Annotated in this window: 27 protein-coding genes and 2 pseudogenes; 15 read left to right on the top strand and 14 right to left on the bottom strand. The window is 43.6% G+C overall.

The window, feature by feature from the left end; translation table 11 throughout:
* Positions 1–16 precede the first annotated feature (16 nt).
* From ACQ86K_RS30775 to ACQ86K_RS30765, 3 genes are read left to right on the top strand one after another with little or no spacing between them, the layout of a single operon-like run.
* A complete protein-coding gene (locus ACQ86K_RS30775; RefSeq protein WP_091169240.1) occupies positions 17–667 on the top strand; it encodes a DUF47 domain-containing protein in 651 nt (216 codons plus the stop codon).
* 21 nt (positions 668–688) lie between these two features.
* Entirely contained in the window at positions 689–1,699 is a 1,011-nt protein-coding gene (locus ACQ86K_RS30770; protein ID WP_090532528.1) for an inorganic phosphate transporter, read from the top strand.
* A gap of 34 nt (positions 1,700–1,733) precedes the next feature.
* The gene (locus tag ACQ86K_RS30765) at positions 1,734–2,471 is read left to right on the top strand and encodes a DUF4197 domain-containing protein (protein WP_091169712.1); all 738 of its coding nucleotides are present in this window, start codon (positions 1,734–1,736) and stop codon (positions 2,469–2,471) included.
* 71 nt (positions 2,472–2,542) lie between these two features.
* Here ACQ86K_RS30765 and ACQ86K_RS30760 read toward each other — a convergent pair whose 3' ends face one another.
* From ACQ86K_RS30760 to ACQ86K_RS30725, 8 genes and pseudogenes are all read right to left on the bottom strand, one after another.
* Positions 2,543–3,910 carry a carboxypeptidase-like regulatory domain-containing protein gene (locus tag ACQ86K_RS30760; RefSeq protein ID WP_143020785.1) on the bottom strand — a complete coding sequence of 456 codons (1,368 nt, stop codon included), beginning with the start codon at positions 3,908–3,910 and terminating at the stop codon, positions 2,543–2,545.
* Positions 3,911–3,926: 16 nt separating this feature from the next.
* Positions 3,927–4,496, bottom strand: a complete 570-nt coding sequence (locus tag ACQ86K_RS30755) for an RNA polymerase sigma factor (RefSeq protein WP_091169249.1) — start codon at positions 4,494–4,496, stop codon at positions 3,927–3,929.
* A 228-nt stretch (positions 4,497–4,724) separates the two neighbouring features.
* The gene (locus ACQ86K_RS30750) at positions 4,725–6,290 is read right to left on the bottom strand and encodes a M28 family metallopeptidase (RefSeq protein WP_091169251.1); all 1,566 of its coding nucleotides are present in this window, start codon (positions 6,288–6,290) and stop codon (positions 4,725–4,727) included.
* Between the two features lie 364 nt (positions 6,291–6,654).
* Positions 6,655–7,014, bottom strand: a complete 360-nt coding sequence (locus ACQ86K_RS30745) for a hypothetical protein (protein ID WP_431199348.1) — start codon at positions 7,012–7,014, stop codon at positions 6,655–6,657.
* 340 nt (positions 7,015–7,354) lie between these two features.
* On the bottom strand, positions 7,355–10,471 hold the full coding sequence (infB, locus tag ACQ86K_RS30740; protein WP_091169256.1) for a translation initiation factor IF-2: 3,117 nt from the start codon (positions 10,469–10,471) through the stop codon (positions 7,355–7,357).
* A gap of 60 nt (positions 10,472–10,531) precedes the next feature.
* Positions 10,532–11,768 (bottom strand): annotated as a pseudogene (gene nusA, locus ACQ86K_RS30735) (transcription termination factor NusA).
* 3 nt (positions 11,769–11,771) lie between these two features.
* Positions 11,772–12,236: a ribosome assembly cofactor RimP gene (rimP, locus tag ACQ86K_RS30730; protein ID WP_091169262.1), complete on the bottom strand. Its 465-nt coding sequence runs from the start codon at positions 12,234–12,236 to the stop codon at positions 11,772–11,774.
* Positions 12,237–12,362: 126 nt separating this feature from the next.
* On the bottom strand, positions 12,363–12,788 hold the full coding sequence (locus ACQ86K_RS30725) for a hypothetical protein (protein WP_091169264.1): 426 nt from the start codon (positions 12,786–12,788) through the stop codon (positions 12,363–12,365).
* Positions 12,789–12,854: 66 nt separating this feature from the next.
* Between ACQ86K_RS30725 and ACQ86K_RS30720 the strand changes: the two genes are divergently transcribed.
* Entirely contained in the window at positions 12,855–13,454 is a 600-nt protein-coding gene (locus tag ACQ86K_RS30720) for a murein L,D-transpeptidase catalytic domain-containing protein (protein WP_091169267.1), read from the top strand.
* A gap of 26 nt (positions 13,455–13,480) precedes the next feature.
* Here the strand turns inward: ACQ86K_RS30720 and ACQ86K_RS30715 are convergent, their stop codons facing one another.
* Together ACQ86K_RS30715 and ACQ86K_RS30710 are read right to left on the bottom strand one after the other, a co-directional pair.
* The gene (locus tag ACQ86K_RS30715; protein ID WP_431199347.1) at positions 13,481–13,990 is read right to left on the bottom strand and encodes a hypothetical protein; all 510 of its coding nucleotides are present in this window, start codon (positions 13,988–13,990) and stop codon (positions 13,481–13,483) included.
* 200 nt (positions 13,991–14,190) lie between these two features.
* Positions 14,191–16,551, bottom strand: a complete 2,361-nt coding sequence (locus tag ACQ86K_RS30710) for a prolyl oligopeptidase family serine peptidase (protein WP_431199346.1) — start codon at positions 16,549–16,551, stop codon at positions 14,191–14,193.
* 71 nt (positions 16,552–16,622) lie between these two features.
* On the opposite strand from ACQ86K_RS30710, the gene ACQ86K_RS30705 reads away from it, so the two are divergent.
* The 3 genes from ACQ86K_RS30705 to ACQ86K_RS30695 are packed head-to-tail and all read left to right on the top strand — an operon-like array spanning position 16,623 to position 17,914.
* Positions 16,623–17,162 carry a GNAT family N-acetyltransferase gene (locus ACQ86K_RS30705; protein WP_091169716.1) on the top strand — a complete coding sequence of 180 codons (540 nt, stop codon included), beginning with the start codon at positions 16,623–16,625 and terminating at the stop codon, positions 17,160–17,162.
* Positions 17,155–17,733 (top strand): zeta toxin family protein, encoded by a 579-nt coding sequence (locus ACQ86K_RS30700; protein WP_091169278.1) that lies wholly within the window; start codon positions 17,155–17,157, stop codon positions 17,731–17,733. The genes ACQ86K_RS30705 and ACQ86K_RS30700 overlap by 8 nt, the downstream gene beginning before the upstream one ends.
* Positions 17,723–17,914 (top strand): hypothetical protein, encoded by a 192-nt coding sequence (locus ACQ86K_RS30695; protein ID WP_091169281.1) that lies wholly within the window; start codon positions 17,723–17,725, stop codon positions 17,912–17,914. Before ACQ86K_RS30700 ends, ACQ86K_RS30695 begins: the two co-directional genes overlap by 11 nt.
* Before the next feature lie 7 nt (positions 17,915–17,921).
* Here the strand turns inward: ACQ86K_RS30695 and ACQ86K_RS30690 are convergent, their stop codons facing one another.
* Both ACQ86K_RS30690 and pepT read right to left on the bottom strand, forming a co-directional pair.
* Complete coding sequence (locus ACQ86K_RS30690) at positions 17,922–18,416, bottom strand: GNAT family N-acetyltransferase (protein WP_091169285.1); 495 nt, start codon at positions 18,414–18,416, stop codon at positions 17,922–17,924.
* Between the two features lie 41 nt (positions 18,417–18,457).
* Positions 18,458–19,708, bottom strand: a complete 1,251-nt coding sequence (gene pepT / locus ACQ86K_RS30685) for a peptidase T (protein WP_091169289.1) — start codon at positions 19,706–19,708, stop codon at positions 18,458–18,460.
* A gap of 78 nt (positions 19,709–19,786) precedes the next feature.
* Here pepT and ACQ86K_RS30680 point away from each other — a divergent pair, with 78 nt between their 5' ends.
* The 6 genes from ACQ86K_RS30680 to ACQ86K_RS30655 all read left to right on the top strand — a co-directional run bounded on the left by ACQ86K_RS30680 (position 19,787) and on the right by ACQ86K_RS30655 (position 23,742).
* Positions 19,787–20,521, top strand: coding sequence for a hypothetical protein (locus tag ACQ86K_RS30680; RefSeq protein ID WP_431199345.1), 735 nt, complete (start codon positions 19,787–19,789; stop codon positions 20,519–20,521).
* Positions 20,521–20,886, top strand: a complete 366-nt coding sequence (locus tag ACQ86K_RS30675) for an MmcQ/YjbR family DNA-binding protein (RefSeq protein ID WP_091169296.1) — start codon at positions 20,521–20,523, stop codon at positions 20,884–20,886. The genes ACQ86K_RS30680 and ACQ86K_RS30675 overlap by 1 nt, the downstream gene beginning before the upstream one ends.
* 16 nt (positions 20,887–20,902) lie before the next feature.
* Complete coding sequence (locus ACQ86K_RS30670; protein WP_091169299.1) at positions 20,903–21,304, top strand: ribonuclease E inhibitor RraB; 402 nt, start codon at positions 20,903–20,905, stop codon at positions 21,302–21,304.
* 63 nt (positions 21,305–21,367) lie between these two features.
* A complete protein-coding gene (locus ACQ86K_RS30665) occupies positions 21,368–22,234 on the top strand; it encodes a M14 family zinc carboxypeptidase (protein ID WP_431199344.1) in 867 nt (288 codons plus the stop codon).
* Complete coding sequence (locus ACQ86K_RS30660; RefSeq protein ID WP_431199343.1) at positions 22,156–23,112, top strand: hypothetical protein; 957 nt, start codon at positions 22,156–22,158, stop codon at positions 23,110–23,112. The genes ACQ86K_RS30665 and ACQ86K_RS30660 overlap by 79 nt, the downstream gene beginning before the upstream one ends.
* On the top strand, positions 23,113–23,742 hold the full coding sequence (locus tag ACQ86K_RS30655; protein WP_091169304.1) for a rhomboid family intramembrane serine protease: 630 nt from the start codon (positions 23,113–23,115) through the stop codon (positions 23,740–23,742).
* Here ACQ86K_RS30655 and ACQ86K_RS30650 read toward each other — a convergent pair.
* Entirely contained in the window at positions 23,711–24,718 is a 1,008-nt protein-coding gene (locus tag ACQ86K_RS30650; RefSeq protein ID WP_431199342.1) for a hypothetical protein, read from the bottom strand. The genes ACQ86K_RS30655 and ACQ86K_RS30650 overlap by 32 nt on opposite strands.
* Before the next feature lie 36 nt (positions 24,719–24,754).
* On the opposite strand from ACQ86K_RS30650, the gene ACQ86K_RS30645 reads away from it, so the two are divergent.
* The gene (locus tag ACQ86K_RS30645; protein ID WP_091169719.1) at positions 24,755–25,768 is read left to right on the top strand and encodes a dipeptide epimerase; all 1,014 of its coding nucleotides are present in this window, start codon (positions 24,755–24,757) and stop codon (positions 25,766–25,768) included.
* A gap of 114 nt (positions 25,769–25,882) precedes the next feature.
* Positions 25,883–26,067, top strand: a pseudogene (locus ACQ86K_RS30640) (CsbD family protein).
* A gap of 32 nt (positions 26,068–26,099) precedes the next feature.
* On the opposite strand, the gene ACQ86K_RS30635 reads toward ACQ86K_RS30640, so the two are convergent.
* Positions 26,100–26,651, bottom strand: coding sequence for a Uma2 family endonuclease (locus ACQ86K_RS30635; protein ID WP_091169312.1), 552 nt, complete (start codon positions 26,649–26,651; stop codon positions 26,100–26,102).
* Between the last annotated feature and the right edge of the window lie 84 nt (positions 26,652–26,735).

Genomic DNA, 26,735 nt, shown 5'->3' with positions numbered 1-26,735 from the left:
CCAATTTCAAATCACTATGTCGCTAAACAGTATATTCCAGTATTTTGTACCCAAGGATAAAAAAATATTCTTCCCGCTGTTTGAACAAGCCGCGGCCAATGTTGTAGCTATGGCTACCATACTGGTTGAAGCAGTTAATTCAAACAACCCTGCAACCCGCGAGGATTTATATAAACAGATTGACAAGCTTGAAAACAAAGGCGACGAATATACTCACCAAATTTACCTGGAGCTTGGCAAAAACTTCATTACGCCTTTTGACCGTGAAGATATCCATGCCCTTGCAACAGCTATTGATGATGTGGCTGACTATATACAGGGTGCGGCCAACCGCATGAGCCTGTACAGGATAGATGATTTAAATGAGCACATCCGTAAGCTATCTGACCTGATACTGCAGGCCAGTGTTGATTTGGAAAAAGCTGTAAGAGAACTGAAAGACCTTAGGAACGTGCGTAATATCGCCGATTCATGCATCAGGATAAATAGTGTTGAAAATCAGGCTGATTATGTTTTTGACCGCGCTGTAGCCGACTTGTTCCTGTATGAAAAGGATGCTATCCGCCTGATTAAATACAAAGAAATATTAGCCGCCCTTGAAACTGCTACCGATATGTGCGAAGACGCAGCTAATGTTATGGAGTCAATCTTGGTTAAAAACGCTTAAGTAAATCTTATCCCCAGCTAAATGGTTACTTCCCTACTTGTAGTTATTGTTGTACTCGCCCTGTTGTTTGATTACACCAATGGCTTTCATGATGCCGCAAACTCTATAGCTACCATTGTATCTACAAAAGTATTAACACCGTTTCAGGCAGTGTTAATGGCCGCGGTATTCAACTTTGCAGCTTACTTTTTTATAAAAGATCATAAGGTTGCTAATACCGTATCTAAAATTGTATTGGAGCACTATGTTACCCTGCATGTGATCCTGGCTGGTTTGGTAGCAGCCATCACCTGGAACCTGTTTACATGGTGGTTCGGAATCCCTTCAAGCTCGTCGCATACCCTTATTGGGGGCTTTGCCGGTGCCGGTATGACTAACGCGCTTTATATGGGTGCCAACGCCCTGCATGCTGTTGAAATGCAATATGTGCTTAAAATTGTTGCCTACATCGTACTTGCCCCGTTTATTGGTTTAATTATAGCTTATGTTGTAACCATTTTAATACTACACCTGTGCAAGGCTGCCAGGCCGGCCACCGCGGAACGCTGGTTTAAGCGTATGCAGCTGGTTTCATCCGCGGCATTAAGTTTTGCTCATGGAGGTAATGATGCTCAAAAAGTAATGGGGATTTTGTACGTAAGCCTTATTGCTTCAAAAGTGATAAAGCCAGGCTCAGTAATGCCGGAGTGGATTCCTTTAGCTTGTTACTCAGCTATTGCTGCGGGCACCATGTCGGGCGGTTGGAAGATCGTTAAAACCATGGGCTCAAAAATAACCAAGGTTACCCCGCTTGAAGGTGTAAGTGCCGAAACTGCTGGTGCTATCACCCTGTTTATTACCGAGCGTTTCGGGATTCCGGTTTCAACAACACATACTATCACCGGCTCAATTATAGGCGTGGGTTTAACCAAACGTGTATCGGCCGTGCGCTGGGGCGTAACCATTAACCTGGTTTGGGCGTGGATCATTACCATACCTATTTCGGCCCTGATTGCCGCCGGTGTATTTGCATTATTACATTTCTTTGCCTAAACAAACCGGTAGTAATTTTGTTAGTTTTACTACTATGAAAACAAGACTACTCATTATCCCCGTCTTAATAGCTTTAATTACATTCACCAGCTGTGATACGCTAAACCAGGTAGCTAACGCCACTATTCAAAACCAGGGAACACCAACGTCGCTTGAAATAGGCAACGGTTTAAAACAGGCCCTTGAAATAGGCACAGGTAAAAGCTCGGATCAACTATCGGCAGTTAACGGTTTTTTTGGCAATGCCGCTATCAAGATCCTTTTTCCGCCCGAAGCGCAAAAGGCAGAGAAAACCTTACGCGGACTTGGCCTGAACAGCCTTTGCGATAATGTGATCCTTTCGCTTAACCGCGCAGCCGAAGACGCTGCAAAACAGGCAAAACCTATCTTTGTTGATGCTATTAAGCAAATGACCCTGCAGGATGTTACCAATATTTTATTGGGCAGCCAGGATGCGGCAACACAATATTTTAAACGTACAACTACCGCGAAATTAAGCCTGCAATTCAAACCTGTTATCCAGGGCAGCTTAAACAAAGTGAACGCTACCAAATACTATACTGACGCGGCCCAGGCTTACAATAAAGTTCCGTTTGTATCAAAGCTTAATCCTGACATCAGCGATTATGTGACCCAAAAGGCTATCGACGGCTTATTTGTGGAGATAGCCAAAGAAGAGCTTAACATTCGTCAAAATCTTGGCGCGCGTACAACGCCTTTATTACAAAAAGTATTTGCTTTTGCTGATAGGAAAAAAACTACCGGACAATAAATAGAAAAAAGAAAGAGATACCAAAAAAGGCTGCGTCGATGTTATTCAACGCAGCTTTTTTATTGGGCATATTATTTTTGCTTTTGGAATTTAACCTTTACAGTAACAACTTCGGGTTTGTTGTTAGTACTGCCAACCCATGAGGGGCCATTTTTTATAAGCTCTATGGCTTTTTGATCGGCCGCTTCATTCAGGCCTTTTTTAATGCTAAACTCATCTGTGATGCCGCTCGGGAATACCGTAAATGTTACGGTCACGGTGCCGGCAGTACCATCAGGCAGTACAGCATTAGTTTGTAAATATTTTTTCAGGCTGCCCCAGCCCAGTTGCGGATGAGCCGCAGTGACACTTACCTCACCGTTGTCATCGTCTTTTTTAGTTACAACCACCTCGCTAAGGGCCCTGGAATCTGGCTTAAGCGCTACTTTAATACTATCGCCGCGTGTGGCGTTAACCTGCCTCGGCTCATAACCAATATAAACCACATCAAGTGTCGCCTTATCCCCCGGCGAACTGAGTGCGAATTTTCCGTTAAGGTCAGTTACCGTGCTCCGGTTGGTGCCTTTGATCCTGATTGCCGCACCAATTAAAGGCGAGCCGTCATCTCTCGAAATTATAGTACCGGCAATGTATAATGATTGTGCTGCTGATTTACTGCTGCCAAAAATAGTTGCTGGTGAAGATGTAACACCGTCAACCTTTCCGGGTAATTTAAATTGCAGCGGAGCTTTTGCTTTCGCTACGGTCGTATTCGCTCTTAGTGCTATCACATCCGGGCTTACTGTATCTTTTTTTGCAATTGGAGCTGTGTATCCTGCTACTATCCGCTCACTTAAATTGCCTTCTTCTTTCAAAGCAACTTTATCTTTAGCAGCGGGTGGCGGAGTTGCCGGTTCTGCTAAAATATTGCTGCCCACAGGAGGAGCAACATCATTAGAAGCTGTTTTATTGTCACCAGCGGAAATTTCCTGCTGATAAAGTGCATTAGCCGATTGCTTGGCCCGTCTTGATTTTTTGCTTACTGCAATTGATGGGGCCTGTATGAGCGTATTGGTATTCGCTTTTTTAACTGTATCGCCGGTCTTTACGGTATCGGCGGCAGCTACCACGGGCGGAACAGAATTTTTGTTTCCTGTTATGTTATTACTTTGCAGTTCGGATTTAGGAGATCTGTTAAGATAAAGGCCTCCCAAACTTAGTGTTATTAAAACCGAAGCCGCTATGGGCCAAACGGTCCACGGTATTACGCGGCCTTTATTTTCTCCGGTACGCTGCCGCAGTCTTGAGGCAAGGTCAGCAAGGTTTAACTGTTGACTTGTCCCCATGTTTTCATATCCTTCCAATGCATCCATCAAAAAAGGGTCGTTTAGTGCCTCCATTTCCAGTTTATGCATAGCACGGGCATCAAGCTCTCCGTTGAGATACTTCTGTATTTGCAATATATTTGCCTTTTTACTATGCACTGTTCCGTTCGAGGCAAATTTTCAAATTCCTCTTACCGTTTTGGATATAACTCTTTACCTCATTTAAAGTATATCCTGTTATCCCGGCAATTTCTTTATAACACTTCTCTTTTAAATAAAACAGGTGGATACTTTGTTTTTGTCCGCCGGTTAACCCTGCTATGCAGTGCTCCAAAGCTTTCAAAGCCTCTTCCCTGTCATTATCCTCAGGATGCAAAAAGGGGGTAAATTCCACAACTTCATCTAAATTAACCAGCTCCATCTTTTTACCACTCCGTAACTGCATCAAGCAATAATTGCGCCCAAGTACATACACCCAACTCCTGAACTGGTTAATCTCATGCTTTTTAACCTTATCAACCAGCTCCTCAAAAATGCCCATTACCGCGTCTTTGGCCAGTTCTTCATCTTTCAGATATTTAAGGCAAACGCCATAAACAAGGGGCATATATCTTTCATATAAGCTGCCCAAAACTGTTAGGTTACCGCTTGCGCGATAATCACTAAGTAGTTCTTCGTCTGTTGATTTCCCTGGTTTTTGGGGTTTTATAAATAGGCTCATTAAACATACAAAATTAATTTATTAAAATGGTTTATGGAAATTAACTGCCTGCAGACGGCTCTATTTAAGGAAAATAAGCTAATAACGAGGTGCTTTTCATATGTATTGGCCCATTTCTATTATAATCCCTGAATACACTAAGTCAAGGCTGGAATAACAATAGCATAAAGCACAAACAAAAAAAGCGATGCCCGGGAGCATCGCTTTTCTATAAATATCGTAACAGTTTTACCTTGCCGGTTGAGGCTTTGGCAGCTCTTTGCGCGGTATCATTTCGGCGCGTTGTGCCGTATGGTAAACAAATGAAGCAACAATGGTAGCGGCTTGTTTCAGGTCGTCTTCAATAAGGCGATCGTAAGTGTCCTGATTACTATGATGGGTACGTGAACCGTAATCAATAGCATCCTGGATAAACTGGAAGCCCGGAATGCCAACGGCATCAAATGAAAGGTGATCGGTACCGCCGGTATTACGAATGGTAAGCGTGGTGGCGCCAAGATCTTTAAAAGGTTCAAGCCAGGCTTTAAAGATAGGTGCCGCGGCCGAATCTCCCTGCAAATACACTCCACGGATCTTGCCGGTTCCATTATCAAGGTTGTAATAGGCCGAAAGCTTTGCTTGTTCGGGTTTAAGCTCCATCGTTTTAGGATCGCCAAAATGATTGGCCACATATCCGCGCGAACCAAATAAGCCCTGCTCTTCCGAACTCCATAGGGCGATGCGAATGGTGCGTTTGGGTTTAAAGTTAATCGCTTTTAAAATACGCATGGCCTCCAGCATTACCGCGCTGCCCGCTGCATTATCGGTAGCACCGGTAGCGGCATGCCATGAATCAAGGTGGCCGCCAAGCATTACTACCTGGTCTTTCAGCTTTTTATCCGTCCCGGGAATTTCAGCGACTACATCATAGCCCTGCATGTCGTCGGTAATGAATTGGGTTTTAATATCAGCTTCCAGTTGTACCGGCTGACCGCCTTTTATAAGGCGCAAAATGCGCTGGTAATCTTCGCTGCTGGTTTCAAGCTCGGGAGCTACTGCCCTCGCGGTATCGGCGTATGAAGCGCCGTTGGTGGTAAACACTGTACCATCAGTACCGCGGGCCTGGCTTAACACCAAGCCAGCTTTTTCATCAACCAAAAATTGGCTTAATGCAGTCCTGAAAGCACGTAATTTACGGAAAGCAGCCATTTGGGCTGCGTTGGGGTCTACAGCGTTCCTGCGCGGGCCGGCCGGCGTAGCTTTCGCGTTGGCCATTTCGGTAAGTTCCTCATCGGTATAACGGGCGGCATCCACTTTCCAGGTACGTTCTGTTGGTGCTTTAGTATCAAATATCACGATCTTGCCGGCCAGCTTACCTTTATATTGCTCAAGCTCTGCTGCCGAATCGGCTTTGATTATCATCACTTCGCCTTTGATTAAGCCATTTGTACCCGGTGTCCATGCTTTAGGTATGGCGATGATAGCGTGATAGTAAGGAATCGTGATAGCTGCATAGTTTTTTTGAACCTCCCAGCCTTTGCCAAATTTACCCCAGGCTTCCAATTTAGAGTTGGCCATGCCCCAGGTTTTAAGCTGATTAACAGCCCAGTTTTGGGCGCGCTTTAAGCCCGGAGAATTAGCAAGCCTTGGGCCCGAAACATCTGTAAGATAAAAAGCCGTTTCCATTGCCTTTGAATGGTTAAGGCCTTCTTCCCTTATTTTTTGAACCATTGCAGCATCAACAGGCTCCTGTGCAAACGACGGTACTGCAATACCGGCCGTAATTAAACAGGAAAAGAGTAGTTTTAATTTCATATATAATAATTATAAGATCAGTTAATAACAAACCTATTTATTATAAATTAGAATCGGGAATATTATATGTTAACAAAGTTGTTACATGGTAGGGGATTATACAAGGTTTCTGGCGGATACAGTAACTTGTTAAAGTCACGCCATTGCTCACAAGTTCAACCAGTTGAAAGATTCTGTGTGTAACTGGCTAAAGACTAATTGACATTCATAATTATCGGGTATTTTTTTGTTCCAACTTGCTTTCTGTCGTCTATGATCATTACAAGCTTGCCCCGTAAATCAATCGGCCCTGTTCTTGGCTCGTAAGTATGCCTAATGGTAACAGCCTGTCCGGTGTATTCAAGTATTCCTGCCTGCGGCTGTTCTACTTCTCTTTTAACATGGCCTGGTCTGTAAGTGCTGTGGTATCCGGGTTTTCAGTATAGTTGATCAGTTTCCCGGTAAAGTAAACCATTTGACGGCCTAAGATGATATCCTTGTCAATTTTCAGGCGCTTGCCATTAACCTGTTTTTTTACAATGATAGTTAGCAAGTGATTGGGGAACCGGTTACCGATGTACAGATACAGTAAATTGGTACGGGAATCAAAATCAATAACCCGGCACTTTACAACCACTTCTTTACCTAAGTGAGTGCTGATATCTTTAACAGCTATGGTATCTGCTTTTTGGCCAATTGCTGTAAAGCATGAGAAAAGAAGAATTGTAAGGATTGTCCATTTCATAGTGATTGTTTGTTTAGGAGAAAATTTCTAACAAACTAAATTGAAAAATGTTATTATAAGATTTCAACGGCTGTTAAATGTAAAAGCCCCATTACTGACGCTTAGGATTGCTACATATACAGAACGGGTATACAAGTACAGTTAAGCTGAAAGCTTAACTCATTTTAGGAGGAAGTTACGTTATCGCTAAACCTTCGGCCAGTCCCGGAGGCCTCCTCTGAGAATACAGACTTACGAAGTTTCAAAAACTTCGTAAGTCTCCGCTTTGTAAGAAAGCCCCAACAAAAAAGGGCCTATCTGAAAAGATAAGCCCTTAAATATTATAAAGCTGATTATTCAATTACAGCTTGCGTTTTACTTCTACATTTTCGTACGCTTCAACAATATCGCCTACTTCAATGTTGTTAAAGTTGTTGATGTTCAAACCGCACTCGTAGCCCGCGCTTACTTCTTTCACGTCATCTTTAAAGCGCTTCAGTGAAGCCAGTTCGCCGGTGTAGATCACCACACCATCGCGGATGATGCGGATCTTGCTGTTACGGTTAATTTTACCATCCAATACCATACAACCTGCAATAGTACCAACTTTGCTGATCTTAAAGGTTTCGCGGATTTCGACGTTAGCCACAATCTTCTCTTCAAAGGTTGGTGCAAGCATGCCTTCCATCGCCGCTTTGATCTCGTTGATCGCGTCGTAGATGATTGAATATAGCCTGATATCAATCTGTTCAGCTTCGGCCAGTTTACGGGCACTACCTGAAGGGCGTACCTGGAAACCAATGATGATCGCGTCGGATGCCGATGCCAGCAATACGTCTGATTCGGAGATCTGACCTACCGCTTTCGAGATGATGTTCACCTGGATTTGCTCGGTAGACAGTTTCAACAATGAATCTGACAAGGCCTCGATAGAACCATCCACGTCACCTTTAACAATGATGTTAAGCTCCTTGAAGTTACCAACTGCCAAACGACGGCCGATTTCATCAAGGGTGATGTGTTTTTGTGTACGTAAGCCCTGCTCACGTTGTAACTGCAGGCGTTTGTTAGCAATTTCACGTGCCTCAACTTCACTTTCAAGCGCGTTGAACTTATCGCCCGCGGTTGGTGCGCCCTGCATACCCAACACCTGTACCGGTGTTGAAGGCCCTGCCGAGTCCACACGCTGGCCACGCTCGTTGGTTAACGCTTTAACACGACCGCTGTAGCAGCCTGCCAATATCGGGTCGCCTACTTTTAAGCGGCCTGCCTGTACAAGGATGGTGGTAACAATACCACGGCCTTTATCTAAAGCTGCCTCAATAACAGTACCTACGGCACGTTTGTTAGGGTTAGCTTTCAGTTCGAGCAATTCGGCTTCAAGCAATACCTTTTCCAATAGCAAGTCAACATTTAAGCCGGTTTTGGCCGAAATTTCCTGCGACTGGTATTTACCGCCCCACTCTTCAACCAAAATATTCATGGCCGATAACTGTTCCCTTACCTTATCGGCATTGGCGCCCGGCTTATCAATTTTGTTAAAGGCGAAGATGATTGGTGCACCTGCAGCCTGCGCGTGGTTTATGGCCTCGCGGGTTTGCGGCATCACGCTGTCATCGGCAGCTATCACTATAATTACAATATCTGTAACCTGCGCACCCCTTGCACGCATAGCGGTAAACGCTTCGTGACCCGGTGTATCCAGGAAGGTGATCTTTCCTTTGTTATCAGGCAATGTTACTTCGTAAGCACCAATGTGCTGGGTTATACCACCCGCTTCGCCGCCTATTACGTTGGTTTTACGTATAAAGTCGAGCAATGAGGTTTTACCATGGTCAACGTGGCCCATGATGGTTACGATTGGTGCACGTGTCACCAGGTCGGCCGGATCATCAGGCTGGTCAAGGTTGGCTTCTTCATCCTGCGGCTTCACAAATTCAACCTGGTAGCCAAACTCATCGGCCACAATTGAAAGTGTTTCGGCATCAAGCCTTTGGTTAATGGAAACAAACATACCCAGGCTCATACAAGTAGATATGATCTGCGTTACAGATACATCCATCATGCTTGCCAGCTCATTTGCCGTTACGAACTCGGTAACCTTCAATACTTTTGATTGCAGTTCCTGTTCCATTGCCAGTTCTTCGGCACTTGCAGCAACGTCATCACGTTTTTGACGACGGAATTTAGCACGCTGTGCAAACTTGCCCGACTTACCTGCGCCACTTAAGCGCGCAAGTGTAGCCTTGATCTGGTCTTGTATGTCTTTTTCTGACGGTTCTTCCTTCGGTCCTGTATGTTGAGGCGGATTATTGCGGTTGTTCCTGAAATCCGGGCGGTTACCACCGCCATGACCTCCCTGGCCCTGACCTGGCCCGCTGTTTCCGGGTGCTCCATGTGTACGGTTCCTGAAATCCGGGCGGTTAGGATTAATGGTACCACCACCGCTGGGCTGTTGACCTTGTTGCGGGTGATTGCCACCACCGCCCTGCTGGCCATGCGGATGGTTACCGCCGCCTTGCTGCGGGTTGCCCTGGTTATCTTTACGCTTACGTTTGCGTTTGTGATCGGCCGAGTTATTATTTGAATTTGATGATGAAGCTACCGGGTTGCGTTTTGGCGCGTTAACCGGCAACTGGATCTTACCAATAATATTTGGCCCGGTTAGACGCTCGGCTTTAGCACGGATCACATCCGGTTCCTGGCTTTCATCAGCTACTGGTGTAACCGGAGTTTCGGGAGCAGCCGGAGGTGTTGCAACCGGTGCTTTTTCAGCAACAGGCGCTTTAGGCTCTTCAGCTTTAGGTGCTTCGGCTACCGGCGGTGCAACCGGGGCTGCCGGTTTTGGCGTTTCAACCTTTGGTGGTTCGGGTACAACCGGGGCTACCGGCTGTGGCGCTTCAACTTTTGGCTCGACAGGTGCCGGAGCCGGTGTTGGCGCAGGTGCCTGTGCAACTGGCTCGGGTTGTTTAACAACTACTTCCGCTGGTTTTTCCGCAGGCTTCTCCGCCTGTGGCTTAGCATTCAGGTTGTTAAGGTCAATTTTTCCAACCACCTTAACACCAGGTAATACGTCATTGCGCTCATCAGAACGTGCAGGAGCTTGCGCTGCCGGAGCAGGCTCGGCCGGTTTTGGTTTTTCAACCTGCGGCTGTGCAAAGTGCCCTGTATTCTTGATCAGTATCTCTTCGTTCTCAAAATCGCGCGAACGGCGGTTCTCAACCGGCTTTTCAGGAAACTGTGCAGCAGGCTCTTCTTTCCTTATCTTTCCGATACTGATCTGCTTAGCTTCCTCCTTAATACTTTTGTCAACAGCAAATTCCTTTAACAGGGCATTGTACATGTCATTATCCAGCTTGGCCATAGGATGCTTGTCAACCTTGTATCCTTTGGTAGCTAAATAATCGACAAGGGTACCCATGCCAATGTTCAGTTCTTTTACTGCTTTAATTAATTTTATGGATTTGTCTTCTGACATTTAATATTACTTTCTCTGCTTATTTAGTGCAAAAATACGATTTTAATTTGCTTATTCCGCTTATTCAAACTCCGCATTCAATATTGATAGCACTTCTTTTACTGTTTCTTCCTCTAAATCGGTACGTTTTACCAATTCACCAACGGTTAAGGCCAGTACTGATTTTGCTGTATCTAAACCAATACGTTTAAATTCATCAATGATCCAGCCTTCAATCTCGTCAGAAAATTCTTCAATGTCCACATCCTCGTCATGCTCATCAGCCTCACGGTAAACATCAATTTCGTAGCCTGTCAATTTTCCTGCCAGCTTAATGTTGTGCCCGCCACGACCGATAGCTAACGATACCTGGTCGGGTTTTAAATACACAGCCGCTGTTTTTTTCTCATCATCTAATTTAATAGAAGTGATTTTGGCAGGTGACAATGCACGCTGAATATATAGCTGAACGTTGTTGGTAAAGTTAATAACGTCGATATTTTCATTTTTTAACTCACGTACTATACCGTGGATCCGTGAACCTTTCATACCCACGCAGGCACCAACCGGATCGATACGGTCGTCATATGATTCAACGGCAACTTTAGCACGTTCGCCCGGTTCGCGTACAATCTTCTTGATGGTAATTAAGCCATCAAAAATTTCCGGCACTTCAAGCTCAAACAAGCGCTGTAAAAACTCAGGCGCTGTACGCGAAATGATGATCTTAGGGTTGCTGTTCAGCATATCTACCTTTGATACAACAGCTTTAACACTATCGCCTTTCTTAAAGTAGTCGGCCGGGATCTGCTCTGTTTTTGGCAGTAACAGCTCGTTGCCTTCATCATCAAGAACTAAAGTTTCTTTTTTCCAAACCTGGTAAACCTCGCCTGTAACAATTTCACCTACGCGGTCTTTATATTTTTTGAAGATCTCGTCTTTCTCTAATTCCAGGATTTTTGATACCAGCGTTTGGCGGGCGGCTAAAATAGCACGGCGGCCAAAGCTTTCTAAAGTGATCTGTTCAATATAATCATCACCAACTTCAAGGTCGGCATCATACAGGTGTGCTTCGGCAAGTTCTATCTCCAGGTCATCATCTTCGCTAAAGCCATCTTCCATAACTTTACGTGTGCGCCAGATCTCTAAGTCACCGTTATCGGTGTTCACAATTACGTCGCAATTTTCTGTCCGTACCGTACTTTTTCCTGATCATGCTCCTGAAAACGTCTTCCAGAACGCTCATCATGGTAGGGCGGTCAATGTTCTTGAAATCTTTAAATTCCTGAAAAGAATCAATTAAATTAATATTGCTCATTTTTTACTTAAATGATATTAAAACCTTTGTTTCTGTTATTTGGTCCATTGGGATAACGCTTTCTATAACCTGCGCTTTTTTCCCTTTTTCTTTTACTTTTTCTTCAATGGTGATGGCATCCTCTGTAAGGCCGGTTAATGTGCCTTCGCGTTTAGCCCCATCTTTCATTTTAATGCCCAGGTTACGGCCAACATTCTTGGCGTATTGCCTTGGCGACGACAGCGGATAATCAATGCCCGGCGATGAAACCTCCAGGTTATAAGCGGTTTCAATCACGTTTTCCTCTTCCAGATGGAAACCTACGTGCCTGCTTACCTGTGCACATTCATCAATACCGATACCGTTATCGCCATCAAGCAGAATGATCAGCTTCCCGTTCGAGTGCATTTTAATATCCACTATAAACAGGTTTGGTTTATCTGCTATCTTCTCTTCTACCAGTTCTTTTACCCTTTTTTCAATATTCATTACCCACCGGTGTTTTTGACAGAATAATTTTGATTGATAAAATAAAAGAGGGGACTAATTGCCCCCTCTTTTATTAACGGTTGCAAATATAATCAAAAATATTAAATTTTCAAGCATATAGGTAGTTTATTGCTTAAAAATCAAATCTGTATAGTGCAAGGTTCCGGGTTTGCTGCGGCTTTTTATCAAATCGGTCAGCGTACTACCGGCACTGAAATCATAGTAACGAAAAAAATACGTTTGCTGTGTGCTAAAGACCGTATCGGGTGTAAAAACAACTACATTGTTATGAACGGTATAACGACCCGGCTGTGCGGGCTGCAGGTTTTGCATGCTGGTATCGGCGGGCATGCGGTAAACGGCCATGAGCGTTTCCCAGGCTTTGGCAGATGAATCACGGCTGATCTCGTTAATGATGGCCGGATCGAAACCTGTAATTTGTAATGCTTTTCCGTTATTAACTGTCTTAATGGTTACCGGTGCTTTGGTTGATGTTCCTGTACAACCAAATAAAAACATTAGCGGAAGTAATAAAGGAAAAAGTTTTTTCATTTGGCAAGATAGGTTTATTGTAATAAAAAGCGGATATTTCTGTTTACAACACAAAACCTGACACAATTGAAACCTTTATTCCTGCTTTTCTTAATATCCTTTTGCTGTGTTAAAGTTAATGCCGACGTGCCCCGTATCGACCTTAACCGTGTTAAAGAAAAAGCCAAACAAAGCCTGGCGTTTTGCCGGCAGCGTGGTTACAACACCCGCTATTGTATTTTAATTGATATGGCCCTGCCATCGGGTGTTAAACGTTTTATGGTATGGGATTTCAGGAAAAACGATGTGCTGGTTTCCGGACTGGTGAGCCATGGCTGCGGCCGTAACCCCTGGAGTGGTGAATGGTCGAAAGACAAACCGGCGTTCAGTAACCTGGATGGCAGCCACTGTACTGCCCCCGGTAAGTACCAAATAGATGGACGGGCCTACAGCGCCTGGGGAATCCACGTAAAGTATTACCTCACCGGATTGGAAGCAACCAATAATAACGCTTTAACAAGGCAGATCGTTTTTCATTCGTGGGAACAGGTAGCCGAAACTGAAGTTTACCCTACAGGGACACCCGAAGGCTGGGGCTGTCCGGCTATATCAAATAATACCATGAAAATTGTGGATGCTTTGTTGAAGAAACAAAAGAAGCATGTGTTGATGTGGATATACAATTAATGTACGCTCATTCCCAATCTGTTTTTCTACTTTACAATAGTTTTTACAAATCCGTACACGGATATTGTATCGGTATATTTGCTTTCCCACAAATGCGACGCAGCGATCTGAAAAGAAAACTTACCCCTTAAAAGCTCACCCTTTACGTAGGTGTCTTTATCAAGAACAACGTTTTTATCTATCACTTTAAAAACAGGTTTTTTGTATGAGCTATCAGTAATTGAAAAAGTTTGATTGTATTTGGCTTCAAATACACCTGGGGATTTAACAAATTTCAATTCATCGCGGCCATCAGAAAAAGGAGTGTCCGTCAATTTAAAAACAAGAGCATTTTTATCGAGCGTCACTTCGCAATTTCTGAAATATTGCCTGACTTTACCTTCAATAACTGTCGTTTCTGAAGTGTAATTACGTTTTGATGTATCTTTCGTTTGCCTGTTAATTACATAGCTGAAATGTTCTTCTTTAAAAAAAGGCTCATCATAAAGTTTGCTTGAATAGTTTTTCGCTGGATACAAAGTTGGTGTTTTTACCAATTTTGATTGTTTTTGTATTGGCTGTGAACAGGAAAAAAGAAACAGTGTGAGTAAAATGGATACCTTTTTCATAAATGATTGAGTTTTAGCTTAGCACGCAGCTTAACCTGCGAGAATTTTAATATATAGCCGCCGGTACAGCATGCGATTGCCGCATCGCGTCTCCCGCTTGTCCCCTTTTGCTGCTCCTCTTAGTTACTCTACTTCTTCAACGTCCCCTCAAATAACTTATAGATGCGTTTATATTCATCGGCCCAACTGCTGGGTTGTTCAAAGCCGTGGTCTTCTACAGGGTACGAGGCCAGCTCCCAGTTTTCTTTGTGCAACTCTATCAGTTTTTGAGTAAGGCGAATGATATCCTGGTAATTCACATTCTGATCTATCATACCATGGAGCATCAGCAGGTTGCCTTTTAAGCCGTTGGCAAAATAAATAGGCGAACTTTTACGGTAAGCCTGTTCATCCGTAAAAGGTTCATTGAGGATGTTGGATGTATACTCGTGGTTGTAGTGCGCCCAATCGGTAACGGAACGGATGGCCCCACCTGCCGCGAAAACATCGGGCTCGGTAAACATGCCCATCAACGTAATGAAACCGCCGTATGAGCCACCGTACAAGCCGACATGTTTAGGATTAACGCCATATTTATCTACTAACAGCTTTACGCCATCAACCTGGTCGGTGAGGTCTTTGCCTCCCATGTGGCGATAGATCCCTGTCCGGAAATCCCGGCCATAACCTGCGCTCGCTGTGTAGTCAATGTCCAGCACAGTGTAACCATTATCGGCCAGCATGTTGTTGAACATAAACTCACGGAAATAATAACTCCACGAATAGGTGACATTTTGCAGGTATCCCGCGCCATGTACAAAAACCACAGCAGGTTTTGCAGGATCTTGCTTTTTAGGCTGATACAGGCGAGCATAAACATCTGTACCGTATCGGTTTTTAAAGGAAATAATCTCGGGGTCGCGCCATGGGTATGACAAGTATTCGGCCGAAACCGAGTTGGTTATTTTTACCGCCTTTGCGCCCGGTTTATTGGCCTGGATATATAATTCCCAGGGCCTGTTTGAATAGGAATAGCGGATAGCCAGCCATTTTTCGTCGGGCGAAAGTATTACCTCGTTGCCGCCTTTCATACCGGTAATTTTAACAGGGGTACCGCCGCTAACCGGGATGCTGTAAAAATGGGTAATGCCCGGATGATCGATATTGGCAGTAAAATAAAACGTCTTTTTATCCTGGCTTAACTGCAAAGTTTGTACTTCCCATTTGCCGCTGGTGAGCTGCTTTTTAGCACCGCTGGTTACATCAACCACATAAATATGCGAGTAACCGCTGGCCTCGCTTTGGTAATAAAAATGGTTATCATCAATAAAACCTGCATTCCCGGGATCATCAATGCCGGGGCCGCCAATCCAGGCCTCATCCCGCTGGCGGTCAAGCAGGCTTAGTTTACCGCTTACCGGGTCTAAGCGCATGATCCAGCAGTCTTTATTATCCTGGGCTGAGATAATGACCACGGCATTGCTGCCGCTTTGGTTCCATAAAACACCATCGATATTTACCTGCCTATCTGCGTTTTCCTTTTGACGGGCTTTTAATTCATCGGGATAATCTTTTAAATAGTCGGGCAGGTCTTTAATTCCGGGGATCTCTGATGTAATAACCGGGTAAACTGCTTCACGGCGCTTATCGTAAATAAACGTCTCTGAGGTTGACGATGGCCGGCCGACCTTTGAACGGTTAGGTATGTCCTCGGTGAAACCCGATGCGGTAACATAATTAGGTACAATCGCGTTTTGAACGCCATCGGCGCGTTTGGTAAGGCGATAGGTGATAAACCTGCCATCCGGACTGATCTGTACAGCGCTCAGTCTTTTATCGCCATAGGCAATCTCTTTCAGCTTGTCGGGTTTAAGCAATGCTGTTTCTGTTGAATCTTTTTTATCGTCCTTTGCTTCCTTTTTGATGATATCAAACAACTCAAGCTGTTGTTTTTTGAGCCATTGTTCCTGTTCGCCGGGTTTATCCTTACTTTTTTTATCGCTTGCTGTCCGTACAAAATTGGTGAGCTGTACCAGGGTGCCGCCATTCAGGTTCAGGGCAAAGAGATTATTATCTTCTTTGTAAATGATCTTTGTTTCATCACCGCTGAAAACAGGGCTGTCTTCCTGCGCTACGGTATTTGTTAGCCGGGTGGTTTTGTTGGCTTTTACATCGTATAAAAATAAATCGCCGTTTTTACTGAATATCTTTTGGCTGTGCTTTTTGTTCCATTCGCCGTAACCGGCTGCCAGATCACGCTGTTCGGCAATGCTGACTTTTTGTACCTTGTTGTCGCCGGGGCTAACTGAATATAACCGGGTATCGCCCGAAGCATCATCATCCCATTTAAAATAGATCTTTTTACTATCGTTAGCCCAGTTGATATTGGAGGGTGAAACCCCGATCCATTTAGGGTCGCGCATAATTTTTTCGATGCTAAGGGTATCCAGCTTTTGGGCAAAGGCGCCCGTTGCCGGGATCAGGAACAATAAGCCTAACAGTTTTTTCATATCTCAATAAAGCATGCAATTTAACAGTTTGGCTAATGATTGTTATTTTTAAGCATTTTATTGTTACAATAATGGAACTACAGGGCAACGAATTTTTATTGAGGGCGTGGCAACCGGGCGATGAAGCATCACTTCAAAAGCATGCGGATAACCCGAAGGTATCGGCTTTTTTGCGCGACAGGTTCCCGTGCCCTTATACTATGGAGGACGCCCTGTTTTGGGTAAACCTGGCCCAAAATCAGCAACCTTTAACCAACTTTGCCATAGTAGTTAACGGTGAAGCCTGCGGCGGCATTGGTGTTGAACTTTTTACCGACGAAAGCCGCATAACCGCCGAAATAGGCTATTGGCTTGGTGAAGAACATTGGGGAAAGGGCTTAGCAACCGAGGCTGTAAAACTGGTAACCACTTATGCTTTTGAACATTTTTCGCTATTGCGTTTAGAAGCCGGTGTGTATAATAGAAACACGGCATCCATGCGGGTGCTCGAAAAAGCAGGCTATATTCAGGAGGCCGTACTACGAAGGTCAGTTATTAAAAATGGCGAGGTGATGGATAAATATATGTATGCTATTTTTAAGGATGAACAACTAAATTCACAGGATGCCTAATTTGTATATCATAGCAGGTTGTAACGGTTCCGGTAAAACCACGGCAAGCTATACAGTTTTGCCCGAATTGCTTAACTGTAATGAGTTTGTAAATGCAGATAACATCGCGGCGGGACTATCTCCCTTCAATCCGGAAAGTGTTGCATTCGAAGCCGGCCGGATCATGCTGCAGCGGATTGAAGATTTGCTGAACCGGGGAGTTGACTTTGCCTTTGAAACAACGCTTTCAACCCGGAGTTATGTATCCTTGGTTAAAAGAGCTCAGCAAAAAGGATATGAAGTTACTTTATTGTTTTTTTGGTTGAGCTCTCCTGAAATGGCAATGGAACGAGTAGCTAAACGAGTGAGTAAAGGAGGCCATAATATCCCTGCCGATGTAATAGAACGGAGATATTACCGGGGAATAAGAAATTTGGTATCTTTGTATATACCTCTTTGTGATAAATGGGTTGTAATAAATAATATAAATACGGGCTCCCTGGTGGTGGCAAGAGGTTTCGGGTCGTTAGAAGAAACAATAATAAAATCCGACGTTTGGAAAGTAATTTTAGATCAGGCAAATGACAACTAAAGCACAAAAAATGGGCATGGATGAGTTAGAGGCGAAGGTGCTTGAAGGCATGAAGCGGGCGAACCGTAAGCTGGTTGAAACTGCCGCTGCCAACAACGAAAGCCTTATCATTGGAGATAAAGACGGCAGTTTCAAAGCGGTGCCAGCAAAAGAGCTTTTAAAAACCCTTCCCGCCAAATAGCAATCACTTATAATTCCTTTCTCATTACATAATCGTTCATCCAGTATTTACCAATGGCTATATCCTCTTCATAGGCTATGGTAAACCCCATTTTTTCATAGAATGATTTGGCGTTATTGTATCTGTTGACGTTAAGTTCCAGCGTTTTCTTACCGGCATCTTTAGTTTTTTGGGCTACCTCGTTAATCAATACTTTTCCGTAGCCTTTGCCCTGGGTCTGCGGCAGGCAGTATAGCTTGTGCAGCTTATAAACCTCCGGGTTTTCCTCGCGGGCCGAATAGGCTGCAAATGCCACCGGATTGCCTTCTTCCTCCAGTAACAGGTAAGTTTGCTGATTTTCTTTAACCTGTTTGGTTATTTTCTCTGTCGAGTAAATCTCGCCAAGCATAAAGGATATCTGTTCGCGCTCAAGAATGGGGCTGTAGGTTACCCACCATGTTTTATCGGCAATATCACGGATAGTTTCCACATCGTTTAAGGTGGCAGTACGTATTGTATACATCTTCAAATTTAGTTTTGTGTTATTAAGAAAAGTCGTATGTCTTAACTTCTTTCTTCCCAGATCATGCACAGGTGCAAAATGGTTTCAACTGCTTTCTGCATATCCTGAATTGACACCCACTCGTGCCTGCTGTGAAAAGCATGTTCGCCGGCAAAAATGTTAGGACAAGGCAAGCCCATGAATGAAAGTCGTGAGCCATCGGTACCACCCCGGATACTGCACAATTTGGCGTTTAAGCCGGTACGGTTAATGGCCTCCATTGCATAATCAACAATTTGTGGGTGCTGGTCAAGCACACCTTTCATATTACGGTATTGCTGGCTCACGGTAATATCAAACGTAGAACCGGGAAATTTCTTTAATACTTTAGTAGCAGTTTGGCGGATAACCTCTACGTGTTCTGCGAGTTTATTTTCATCAAAATCCCGGATAATAAAATCGATAGATGCGGTTTCCACATGGCCTTCTATACCTACGGGATGCACAAATCCCTGCATGCCTTCGGTATGTTCAGGCGAAAGTTCATCAGGCAGGGCGGCAATAATTTGCCCGGCAATTTTTATAGCGCTTTCCATTTTGCCTTTTGCAAATCCCGGATGGGAGCTTACACCATTAATAGTAAGCCTGGCCCCATCTGCCGAAAAGGTTTCATTCTCCATATTACCCGCGCTTTCGCCATCCATAGTATAAGCGGCAAAGGCACCCAATTTGGCAATATCCACATGATCTACACCATGGCCAACTTCTTCGTCGGGCGTAAACAGGATCCGGATATCGCCATGCTTTATTTCGGGATGGTTGATGAGCTGGTAGCAGGCATCCATTATTTCGGCCACGCCGGCTTTATTATCGGCGCCGAGCAGCGTGGTGCCGCTGGCTGTAATAACATCGTTACCCAACTGGTTCTTCAGATCGGTATGCTCGGCCATGCGGATCACCTGGATGTTATCATCAGGCAATATTAAATCCTGGCCCTGGTAATTTTTATGTACAATTGGTTTTACATCCTTTCCGCTGCAATCGGGCGCGGTATCCATATGCGAGCAAAAGCAAATTACGGGTACCGTTTTATCAGTATTTGACGGAATTGTAGCATAAACATAACCGTACTCATCCAAATGCGCATCGGTTATACCCATAACCAGCAGTTCATCAACCAGCAGCCGACCAAGATCTTTTTGCTTTTCTGTTGATGGAAATGAAACCGAAGAGGGGTCTGATTGCGTGTCAACGGTAACATAACGCAAGAAGCGTTCGGCTACTGTGAACTTAATGAATGAGCTGAAATTCATATAAAGCTTTTATATTAGTGAAAATTTAGGCGGCGGTTAATACCATCTCCAATTGTAAATATTGATTAAAATTATACATTGAAAAAATATTTTCTGCTTTTTGTTTTGGCTTGCGCCTCATTTATGGCTAAAGCCCAAAGCGGGTTTAACTATTATGAATGGGGTGTTGGTTTTGGCGCAAGCTATGGCCGTGGCTTTGACGATCTTAACCGTCAGGTTTGGCACCCGGGGGGGCTTAACCTGACTTATAATTACAGCCCCTATGTACCAATGAGCCTCGAATTTCAGTTTGGTACGCTTGAAGGCGGTGGCCGTACACCAGATAAGGATCAGTTTGGCCGCTATTCAAAAAATAATTATAAGGCCCTGGTACTTCACGCCGATTTACAGTTAGGTGAAATAATTGACTACGATAACAGCGGTTTTTTAAATGTTATAAAAAATTTTTACGGAGGTGCCGGAATTGGCGCTATATCCAACAGCATGAAGGATATTCAGCGCACCAACCTATATCTTTTTAATGGTCCGGATACCTATGTGTTTCCCGGAAAAAGTAAAAGCGTTAATTTGATGGTTCCCTTGCGCTTTGGTTATGAATTTAAAATTTACGATGATTATGACCAGGTAGGTTATACCATAACGCTCGGTTATCAGCATAGTTATACTTTTGGCGAGGGATTAGATGGATATAATGATAATACACAAAAATTTAAAAATAACGCACCAGACCAATTTGCCATGTTTACAATAGGTTTTAAATATAACTTTGGCAATACAGTATCCTACACCAAATTGGTCAGAAATTTCAGGTAATGAACATAGAAGAACTGCGCGACTATTGTTTGCAAAAACCGGGTGCGACCGAAGGTTTCCCTTTTGGTGCGGATACACTGGTTTTTAAAATTGCCGAAAAGATATTTCTGTTAACCGGTTTACAAACCGGCGACAGGTTCAATGTTAAATGCGACCCTGAATGGGCTGTTGAACTCCGCGAACGCTACCCCGAAGTGCAGCCTGGCTACCACATGAACAAAAAAATGTGGAACACTGTGCAAATGAACGGCGCTCTTACCCGTAAACAAATCTGCGAAATGATTGACCACTCATATAATGAAGTGGTTAAAAGTTTACCCAAAAAGGTGCAGGCTGAGATAGCAGAATTACAAGCAAAAGCATAACATCATTTTTATCACCGTGGGATTATTCAGTTTTTTCGGTAAAAAGGATAACGGACAATTTGTATCGGCAGAGGCATTCAGTGAAAAATCGACAATACAGCTTAACATGTTGCCGGTACTTATGGAAAAACTAAGGGCGTTAAATGTTGACGAAGACAGGGAACTGATGCTTGAGTTTTTCTTTTACACCAATACCTATCAAAAGTCTGGGGCATTTGCGCAGGAATTATCCAATTTGAACTACCAGGTAAAATATGGCGTTTCTGAAGGGGATAAAAATCTATTCATTATTACCGGCTGGTCTGCTAAGGTAAAAATGCAAGATGCAGTTGTAGCTTCATGGATTAGCCAGATGTGTAGCCTTGGTTATAAATTTGATTGTGAGTTCGACGGCTGGGGTACCACACCCGATCAGTAATATTATTGTGTGCCGCACATCTAATTGGCATTCTTAAACTATATTTGAGCAACGTATTTGCTTATGAAGATAGTTTTCGCTGCCCTTATTGCCTGTTCCATTGCCTTATCTGCCCAAGCCCAGCTTACACCGTTTGAGTTAAGTAAGGATAAAAATTATACCGCCACCTACGCCCAGGTAATTGATTACTATCAAAAGTTAAATAAGCTGTATCCGCAGCAAATGAAACTTATCAACTATGGCACAACCGATGTGGGTAAACCCTTAACACTTGTAGTGCTTTCAAAAGATAAAATATTTGATCCCGCGGTTATTAAAAAGCAAAATAAAAGGGTATTGCTCATCAATAACGGCATCCACCCTGGCGAGCCGGAAGGTATCGATGCCAGTATGATGCTGGTGCGTGATCTGCTTAAAAATAATACCCTGCCAAAAGATGTGGTGATATGCCTGATTGCACTTTATAATATTGACGGCAATCTTAACCGTGGCCTGAGCCGTGTAAGTCAGAACGGTCCATCGGCTTACGGCTTTAGGGGTAATTATCGCAATCTTGATTTAAACCGCGATTTTATTAAGGCCGATAGCCGCAATGCTTTAGCCTTTACACAGATCCTCACTACCTGGAAGCCCGAAATCTTTTTAGATAATCACACCAGCGATGGCGCCGACTATCAATATGTGATGACGCTCATTGAAACTCAAAAGGAAAAGCAAAATCCCATCCTGGCCGATTATACCACCGAAACACTTACGCCGTACCTGTACAGCAAAATGAAAAAGAGCGGCTATGAAATGATACCTTATGGCGCTGGAGAAGAGGGCTTACCCGATTCTGGCATTGTTAGTTTTTGGAAACCCCTCGCTTTGCTACCGGTTTTACTGCCCAGCATAACATCATCAGCTATATTACCGAAACGCACATGCTGAAGCCTTTTGACAAGCGTGTATACGCAACTTATGATTTTATGCAGCACCTTATTGAAATTAACCAGCGCGATGCGAAACTGATAGGAGAACTGAAGCGTAAAGCCGATGAACAGGTAACCAGCCAAAAAACTTTTGCATTGAGCTGGGCGGTTGATAAAAGTAAGGTTGATACCATCACCTTTAAAGGTTATGAGGCAGGCTATAAAACCAGCGGAGTGAGCGGATTGCCAAGACTATATTATGATCGTGATAAGCCATACACTAAAACCATCAAATATTTTAACACCTATAAAGTTACCGCCACTGCCGATAAACCGGTAGCTTACGTAATTCCGCAGGCATGGGGTAAGGTGGTTGATCTGTTTAAGCTGAATGGGGTGCAAATGAAACAACTGGCACATGACACCACGCTTAACCTGCAAATGTATTATATAGCCGATCTGAAAACACCGGCCCGGCCATTTGAGGGCCATTATCTGCATACCGGCGTAAAACTTAACCCGGTGGATATGCCTGTTAAATTTTATACCGGCGATTATGTAGTATATACTAATCAACCAATAAACCGTTATATCGTGGAAACGCTGGAACCGCAGGGTGTCGACTCGTTTTTTGCGTGGAACTTTTTTGATTCGGTGCTGGGCGAAAAAGAATATTTTTCGGACTATGTTTTTGAAGATATAGCCGCCGATCTGCTAAAAAAGGATCCATCTATTAGACAAAAACTGGACGATGCCAAAGCGAAAGACCCACAGCTGGCCAATAATGCTGGTGCGCAATTGTTCTTTGTTTACCGCAATTCGCCTTACTTTGAAAAAACTTTTATGCGCTACCCGGTAGGCAGACTATTAACTAATACCAAACTCGACCTTAAATAAATGGAATATTTACAAACGGCCCCAGTGGCCTGTGCTATTTTCGTAATAACAATTATTACTTCGCTTTTAGCTTTTTCAAACAATAACCTTTATGGCCGTATGATGCTGCATCCTTACACCGTTTCGCGGGGAAAGGATATTCATACCATCATCACCAGCGGGCTTATTCACCGCGACTGGATGCATTTGTTTTTTAACATGCTGTCATTTTATTTTTTTGCGTTTGGGCTTGAACCGTTATTGGGTCACGTTCAGTTTGCCATATTGTATACCGTAAGCTTGATTTTGAGCGATATGCCTACTGTGCTTAAACACAAAGATCATTACAGTTATTACAGCCTTGGGGCTTCAGGAGCGGTAAGTGCGGTTATTTTTAGCGCCATATTATACAACCCTCTTGCTCAAATGATGATATTGCCGATACCTATTCCTATCCCGGCAGTAATATTTGGCGTGTTATATTTAGTGTATTGCCACTTCGCGTCGAAATATTCACGTGATCAAATTAACCACGACGCCCACTTTTATGGTGCACTGAGTGGTTTAATGATCACCATTATATTTCACCACGAAATTTTACCTGATTTTTGGCAGCAGATTACAATGGCAGTTTCAAATCTTGGCCATTAATAAACTCCCCATCGGCATTAAATAGAAAGCTTATAGGTTTTTCGGGGTTCTTGATGATCTCTAACAGCAGGAACCCCCAATTTTTCCAAAAGTTTTCCAGTACCTGCCCATAGGTTTTGTTCATCCAGTCATCAAATAGCGGCTTGCTGCTTGTGCCACGCAGGGGCAGGGCTTCTACGGAAATGGTATCGCCTATATTGAAAATATCATACTCAGGCAGGCGGTTAAACAAATAAGCCGAGTAAAAGAAGCGGGCGTTTAACTCTTCAAACTGAATGGGGTGTAGGACATGATCTGCAATTTTATCTAAAGCTTCTTTATGATAGCGGGCGTTGGCACCGTTATCCTGCAGGCAAAGTATCAGGCCAAAATCTTTTATCCTCAATGAAAAGGTAAGCGTATTGATTTCATCGCGGTAGCCAAAAACGTTTTCAGCATTATCAACCTTAAACAATACCAGGCTATACGGCTTAAAACCATCAAACTCAACCGGCAGATTGAGGCTTTGCAGCATCATGTGCAAGTTGTTAAACTTGTGGATGATAGATTGCGAAACATTAAACTCTTCGCCCTGCGAGTGCTGGAGTTTGATGCCGGCCTGGATCTCATTAAAAATAATTCCGTACAGCAATTTGCCCGCCCACAGAAACAGTTTATCCTCATCAAGCGCCTTTACAGCTTCGTAACCGGTCTCAAAAGCAGCAGCAATTTCGTTTTCGAGCGGTTCAAGATAGCGTTCGTTAACTTCGGCTGTGCAGGGGAGTTTTAGGTCTTTGTAAGTCGCCATGCTTTCGTCGAGCAACTTAAAAGGCTTATCTTCCAGCTCATAACGGCTCATGAGCCATTGCGGAAATACCTGGATCTGTTCCTCGGGCGAATTAAGGTTTTGCCCTGTAAGGAAACATTTATTGTTGCTGAAATTGAAATTAGTGAACGGTGAATAAATTTGTGCCGGCATGGCCGCAAAGATAAGCACGATTTTCGTACTAAAATTTTAGCTTTGGTTTTTAACATGGAACTGACATATCAACCTTACGAGCTTCAGCTGAAGCATGCTTTTACGATAGCCAAATTTTCGCGTACCTCTACCCCGGTTATGCTGGTGCAGATCAGCCACGAAAGTAAAACAGGTTACGGCGAAGCCTCAATGGTGCCTTATATGGGCGAAAGCCATCAAAGCGCTGCCGAATTTTTAAGCAAGGTTGATATCCGCCAATTTAGCTATCCTTTTGATTTTGGAGCGATCGTCAATTACCTTGATAGCATTGCCCCCGGTAATCCGGCCATTAAAGCAGCTTTTGATATTGCATTACATGACCTGGACGGCAAATTAAAAAAACAGCCATGCTGGCAGTTATTAGGAAGCAACCCAGCCCTGATGCCTGTTACCAGTTTCACGATAGGCATTGATACGCCCGAAATGATCATCAAAAAGGTAAAAGAGGCAGAGGGTTTTAAAGTGATCAAGGTTAAGCTTGGTCGGGATACAGATAAAGAATTGATTACCACCATTCGCTCGGTTACCGATGTGCCGCTTTATGTAGATGCTAACCAGGGCTGGTCAGATCTGCAGCAGAGTTTGGATATGACCCACTGGCTGCATGAGCAAGGGGTACAATTGATAGAGCAGCCCATGCTCAAAACTGATCCCGACAGCAATGCCTGGCTCACCGAACGCAGTCCTATTCCTATTATTGGCGATGAAGCCGTTCAACGTTTTGAAGATGTGGAAAAAGCCAAAGGTGTTTATACCGGGATCAATATTAAACTGATGAAATCTGCAGGTTTATATGAAGCGAAAAGAATGATTGACAAAGCCCGCGAGCTTGACCTGAAGATCATGATTGGATGTATGACCGAAACAAGCTGTGCCGCTTTAGCAGGTTTAGCCATTGCTCCGCAAGCAGATTGGGTTGACCTTGACGGCCCCTTTTTAGTAAGTAATAACCCTTATGTAATGCCGGAATTTAGTGGCGGAAAATACATACTAAACCACGATCCGGGCTTAGGGTTGAGATTAAGTTAAGTAGCTTTGATAACCATTCCAGGGCTTTCAACTTTCGGCATTCTGCTTTTGGCTTCTTTTAAAACCATCCTCCTATCCCATCTGTTATCCTGATGCATCTAAATAAAAAACATCATGGATAAATTAGAAATAAAAGGCGGATGGAATGAGCTGAAAGGCAAAATAAAGCAAGCTTACGGCGACCTTACCGACGATGACCTTGCCTGGCAGGAAGGTAAAGATGATGAAACACTTGGCAAGCTTCAGAAAAAACGGGCAAAACCCGCGATGAACTGGTAAAGTGGATAAACAGTTTATAAAAGATCAGAAAAGCTCCGGGAACGGGGCTTTTTTATTTAAATAACTTTGAAAGTTCCAGTTTAAAACCAGGAATTACCATTGACGTTAGGGCTTCTGTTTTAAGAGCCTTCTGCTGTAAACTATAACCTTTATGGGTTAGCTTATACATGTCGGCATTTTCCTGTACGGGATCTATAATGATATACTCTGCTACGCCGTATTTTTCATAAACATCCTTTTTTTGCCTTAAATCATAGTAAGCAGTAGAAGGAGAACGAATTTCGATGATCAAATCAGGAGCGCCTTCAATCCTATCTTTTACAAGTTCGGCAACCCTACCTTCTTTTATATAAAGTATATCTGGCTGAAGCACATTTCCATCATCAAATTTTACATCCATTGGTGCGCTTACAAGAAAGCCATTATCATTTATGCTATCTAAAAAGTTAGACAATAGCTGTATAATTTTAGCAGATAACTGTTGGTGGGCAGGAATAGGAGAAGGCGACGTAATTAAATCATAGTTGATCAGCTGAAACGGCGCACCTTCCTCAAGCATCAAATAATCATCAACGGTGTATTTTTTCTTATCAGCCGTCAGCATAAATCAAATATAACTAAAATTCATTTTGTTACCAATATAGCCGCCATGTAAACAAACCCAATATTATTAAATATTATATATGCA

This window comes from Mucilaginibacter sp. P19, assembly GCF_050632265.1.
GTDB lineage: Bacteria > Bacteroidota > Bacteroidia > Sphingobacteriales > Sphingobacteriaceae > Mucilaginibacter > Mucilaginibacter gossypii.
Note: the sequence above shows the minus strand (reverse complement) of the source record. Positions and strands in the feature narration are given on the sequence as shown.

Coding starts and splice junctions, on each gene's coding strand:
- ACQ86K_RS30775 (WP_091169240.1), top strand. CDS start 17: ATGTCGCTAAACAGTATATTCCAGTATTTTGTACCCAAGGATAAAAAA.
- ACQ86K_RS30770 (WP_090532528.1), top strand. CDS start 689: ATGGTTACTTCCCTACTTGTAGTTATTGTTGTACTCGCCCTGTTGTTT.
- ACQ86K_RS30765 (WP_091169712.1), top strand. CDS start 1,734: ATGAAAACAAGACTACTCATTATCCCCGTCTTAATAGCTTTAATTACA.
- ACQ86K_RS30755 (WP_091169249.1), bottom strand. CDS start 4,496: ATGAGCCTATTTATAAAACCCCAAAAACCAGGGAAATCAACAGACGAA.
- ACQ86K_RS30750 (WP_091169251.1), bottom strand. CDS start 6,290: ATGAAATTAAAACTACTCTTTTCCTGTTTAATTACGGCCGGTATTGCA.
- ACQ86K_RS30745 (WP_431199348.1), bottom strand. CDS start 7,014: ATGAAATGGACAATCCTTACAATTCTTCTTTTCTCATGCTTTACAGCA.
- infB (WP_091169256.1), bottom strand. CDS start 10,471: ATGTCAGAAGACAAATCCATAAAATTAATTAAAGCAGTAAAAGAACTG.
- rimP (WP_091169262.1), bottom strand. CDS start 12,236: ATGAATATTGAAAAAAGGGTAAAAGAACTGGTAGAAGAGAAGATAGCA.
- ACQ86K_RS30725 (WP_091169264.1), bottom strand. CDS start 12,788: ATGAAAAAACTTTTTCCTTTATTACTTCCGCTAATGTTTTTATTTGGT.
- ACQ86K_RS30710 (WP_431199346.1), bottom strand. CDS start 16,551: ATGAAAAAACTGTTAGGCTTATTGTTCCTGATCCCGGCAACGGGCGCC.
- ACQ86K_RS30705 (WP_091169716.1), top strand. CDS start 16,623: ATGGAACTACAGGGCAACGAATTTTTATTGAGGGCGTGGCAACCGGGC.
- ACQ86K_RS30700 (WP_091169278.1), top strand. CDS start 17,155: ATGCCTAATTTGTATATCATAGCAGGTTGTAACGGTTCCGGTAAAACC.
- ACQ86K_RS30695 (WP_091169281.1), top strand. CDS start 17,723: ATGACAACTAAAGCACAAAAAATGGGCATGGATGAGTTAGAGGCGAAG.
- ACQ86K_RS30690 (WP_091169285.1), bottom strand. CDS start 18,416: ATGTATACAATACGTACTGCCACCTTAAACGATGTGGAAACTATCCGT.
- pepT (WP_091169289.1), bottom strand. CDS start 19,708: ATGAATTTCAGCTCATTCATTAAGTTCACAGTAGCCGAACGCTTCTTG.
- ACQ86K_RS30675 (WP_091169296.1), top strand. CDS start 20,521: ATGAACATAGAAGAACTGCGCGACTATTGTTTGCAAAAACCGGGTGCG.
- ACQ86K_RS30665 (WP_431199344.1), top strand. CDS start 21,368: ATGAAGATAGTTTTCGCTGCCCTTATTGCCTGTTCCATTGCCTTATCT.
- ACQ86K_RS30655 (WP_091169304.1), top strand. CDS start 23,113: ATGGAATATTTACAAACGGCCCCAGTGGCCTGTGCTATTTTCGTAATA.
- ACQ86K_RS30645 (WP_091169719.1), top strand. CDS start 24,755: ATGGAACTGACATATCAACCTTACGAGCTTCAGCTGAAGCATGCTTTT.
- ACQ86K_RS30635 (WP_091169312.1), bottom strand. CDS start 26,651: ATGCTGACGGCTGATAAGAAAAAATACACCGTTGATGATTATTTGATG.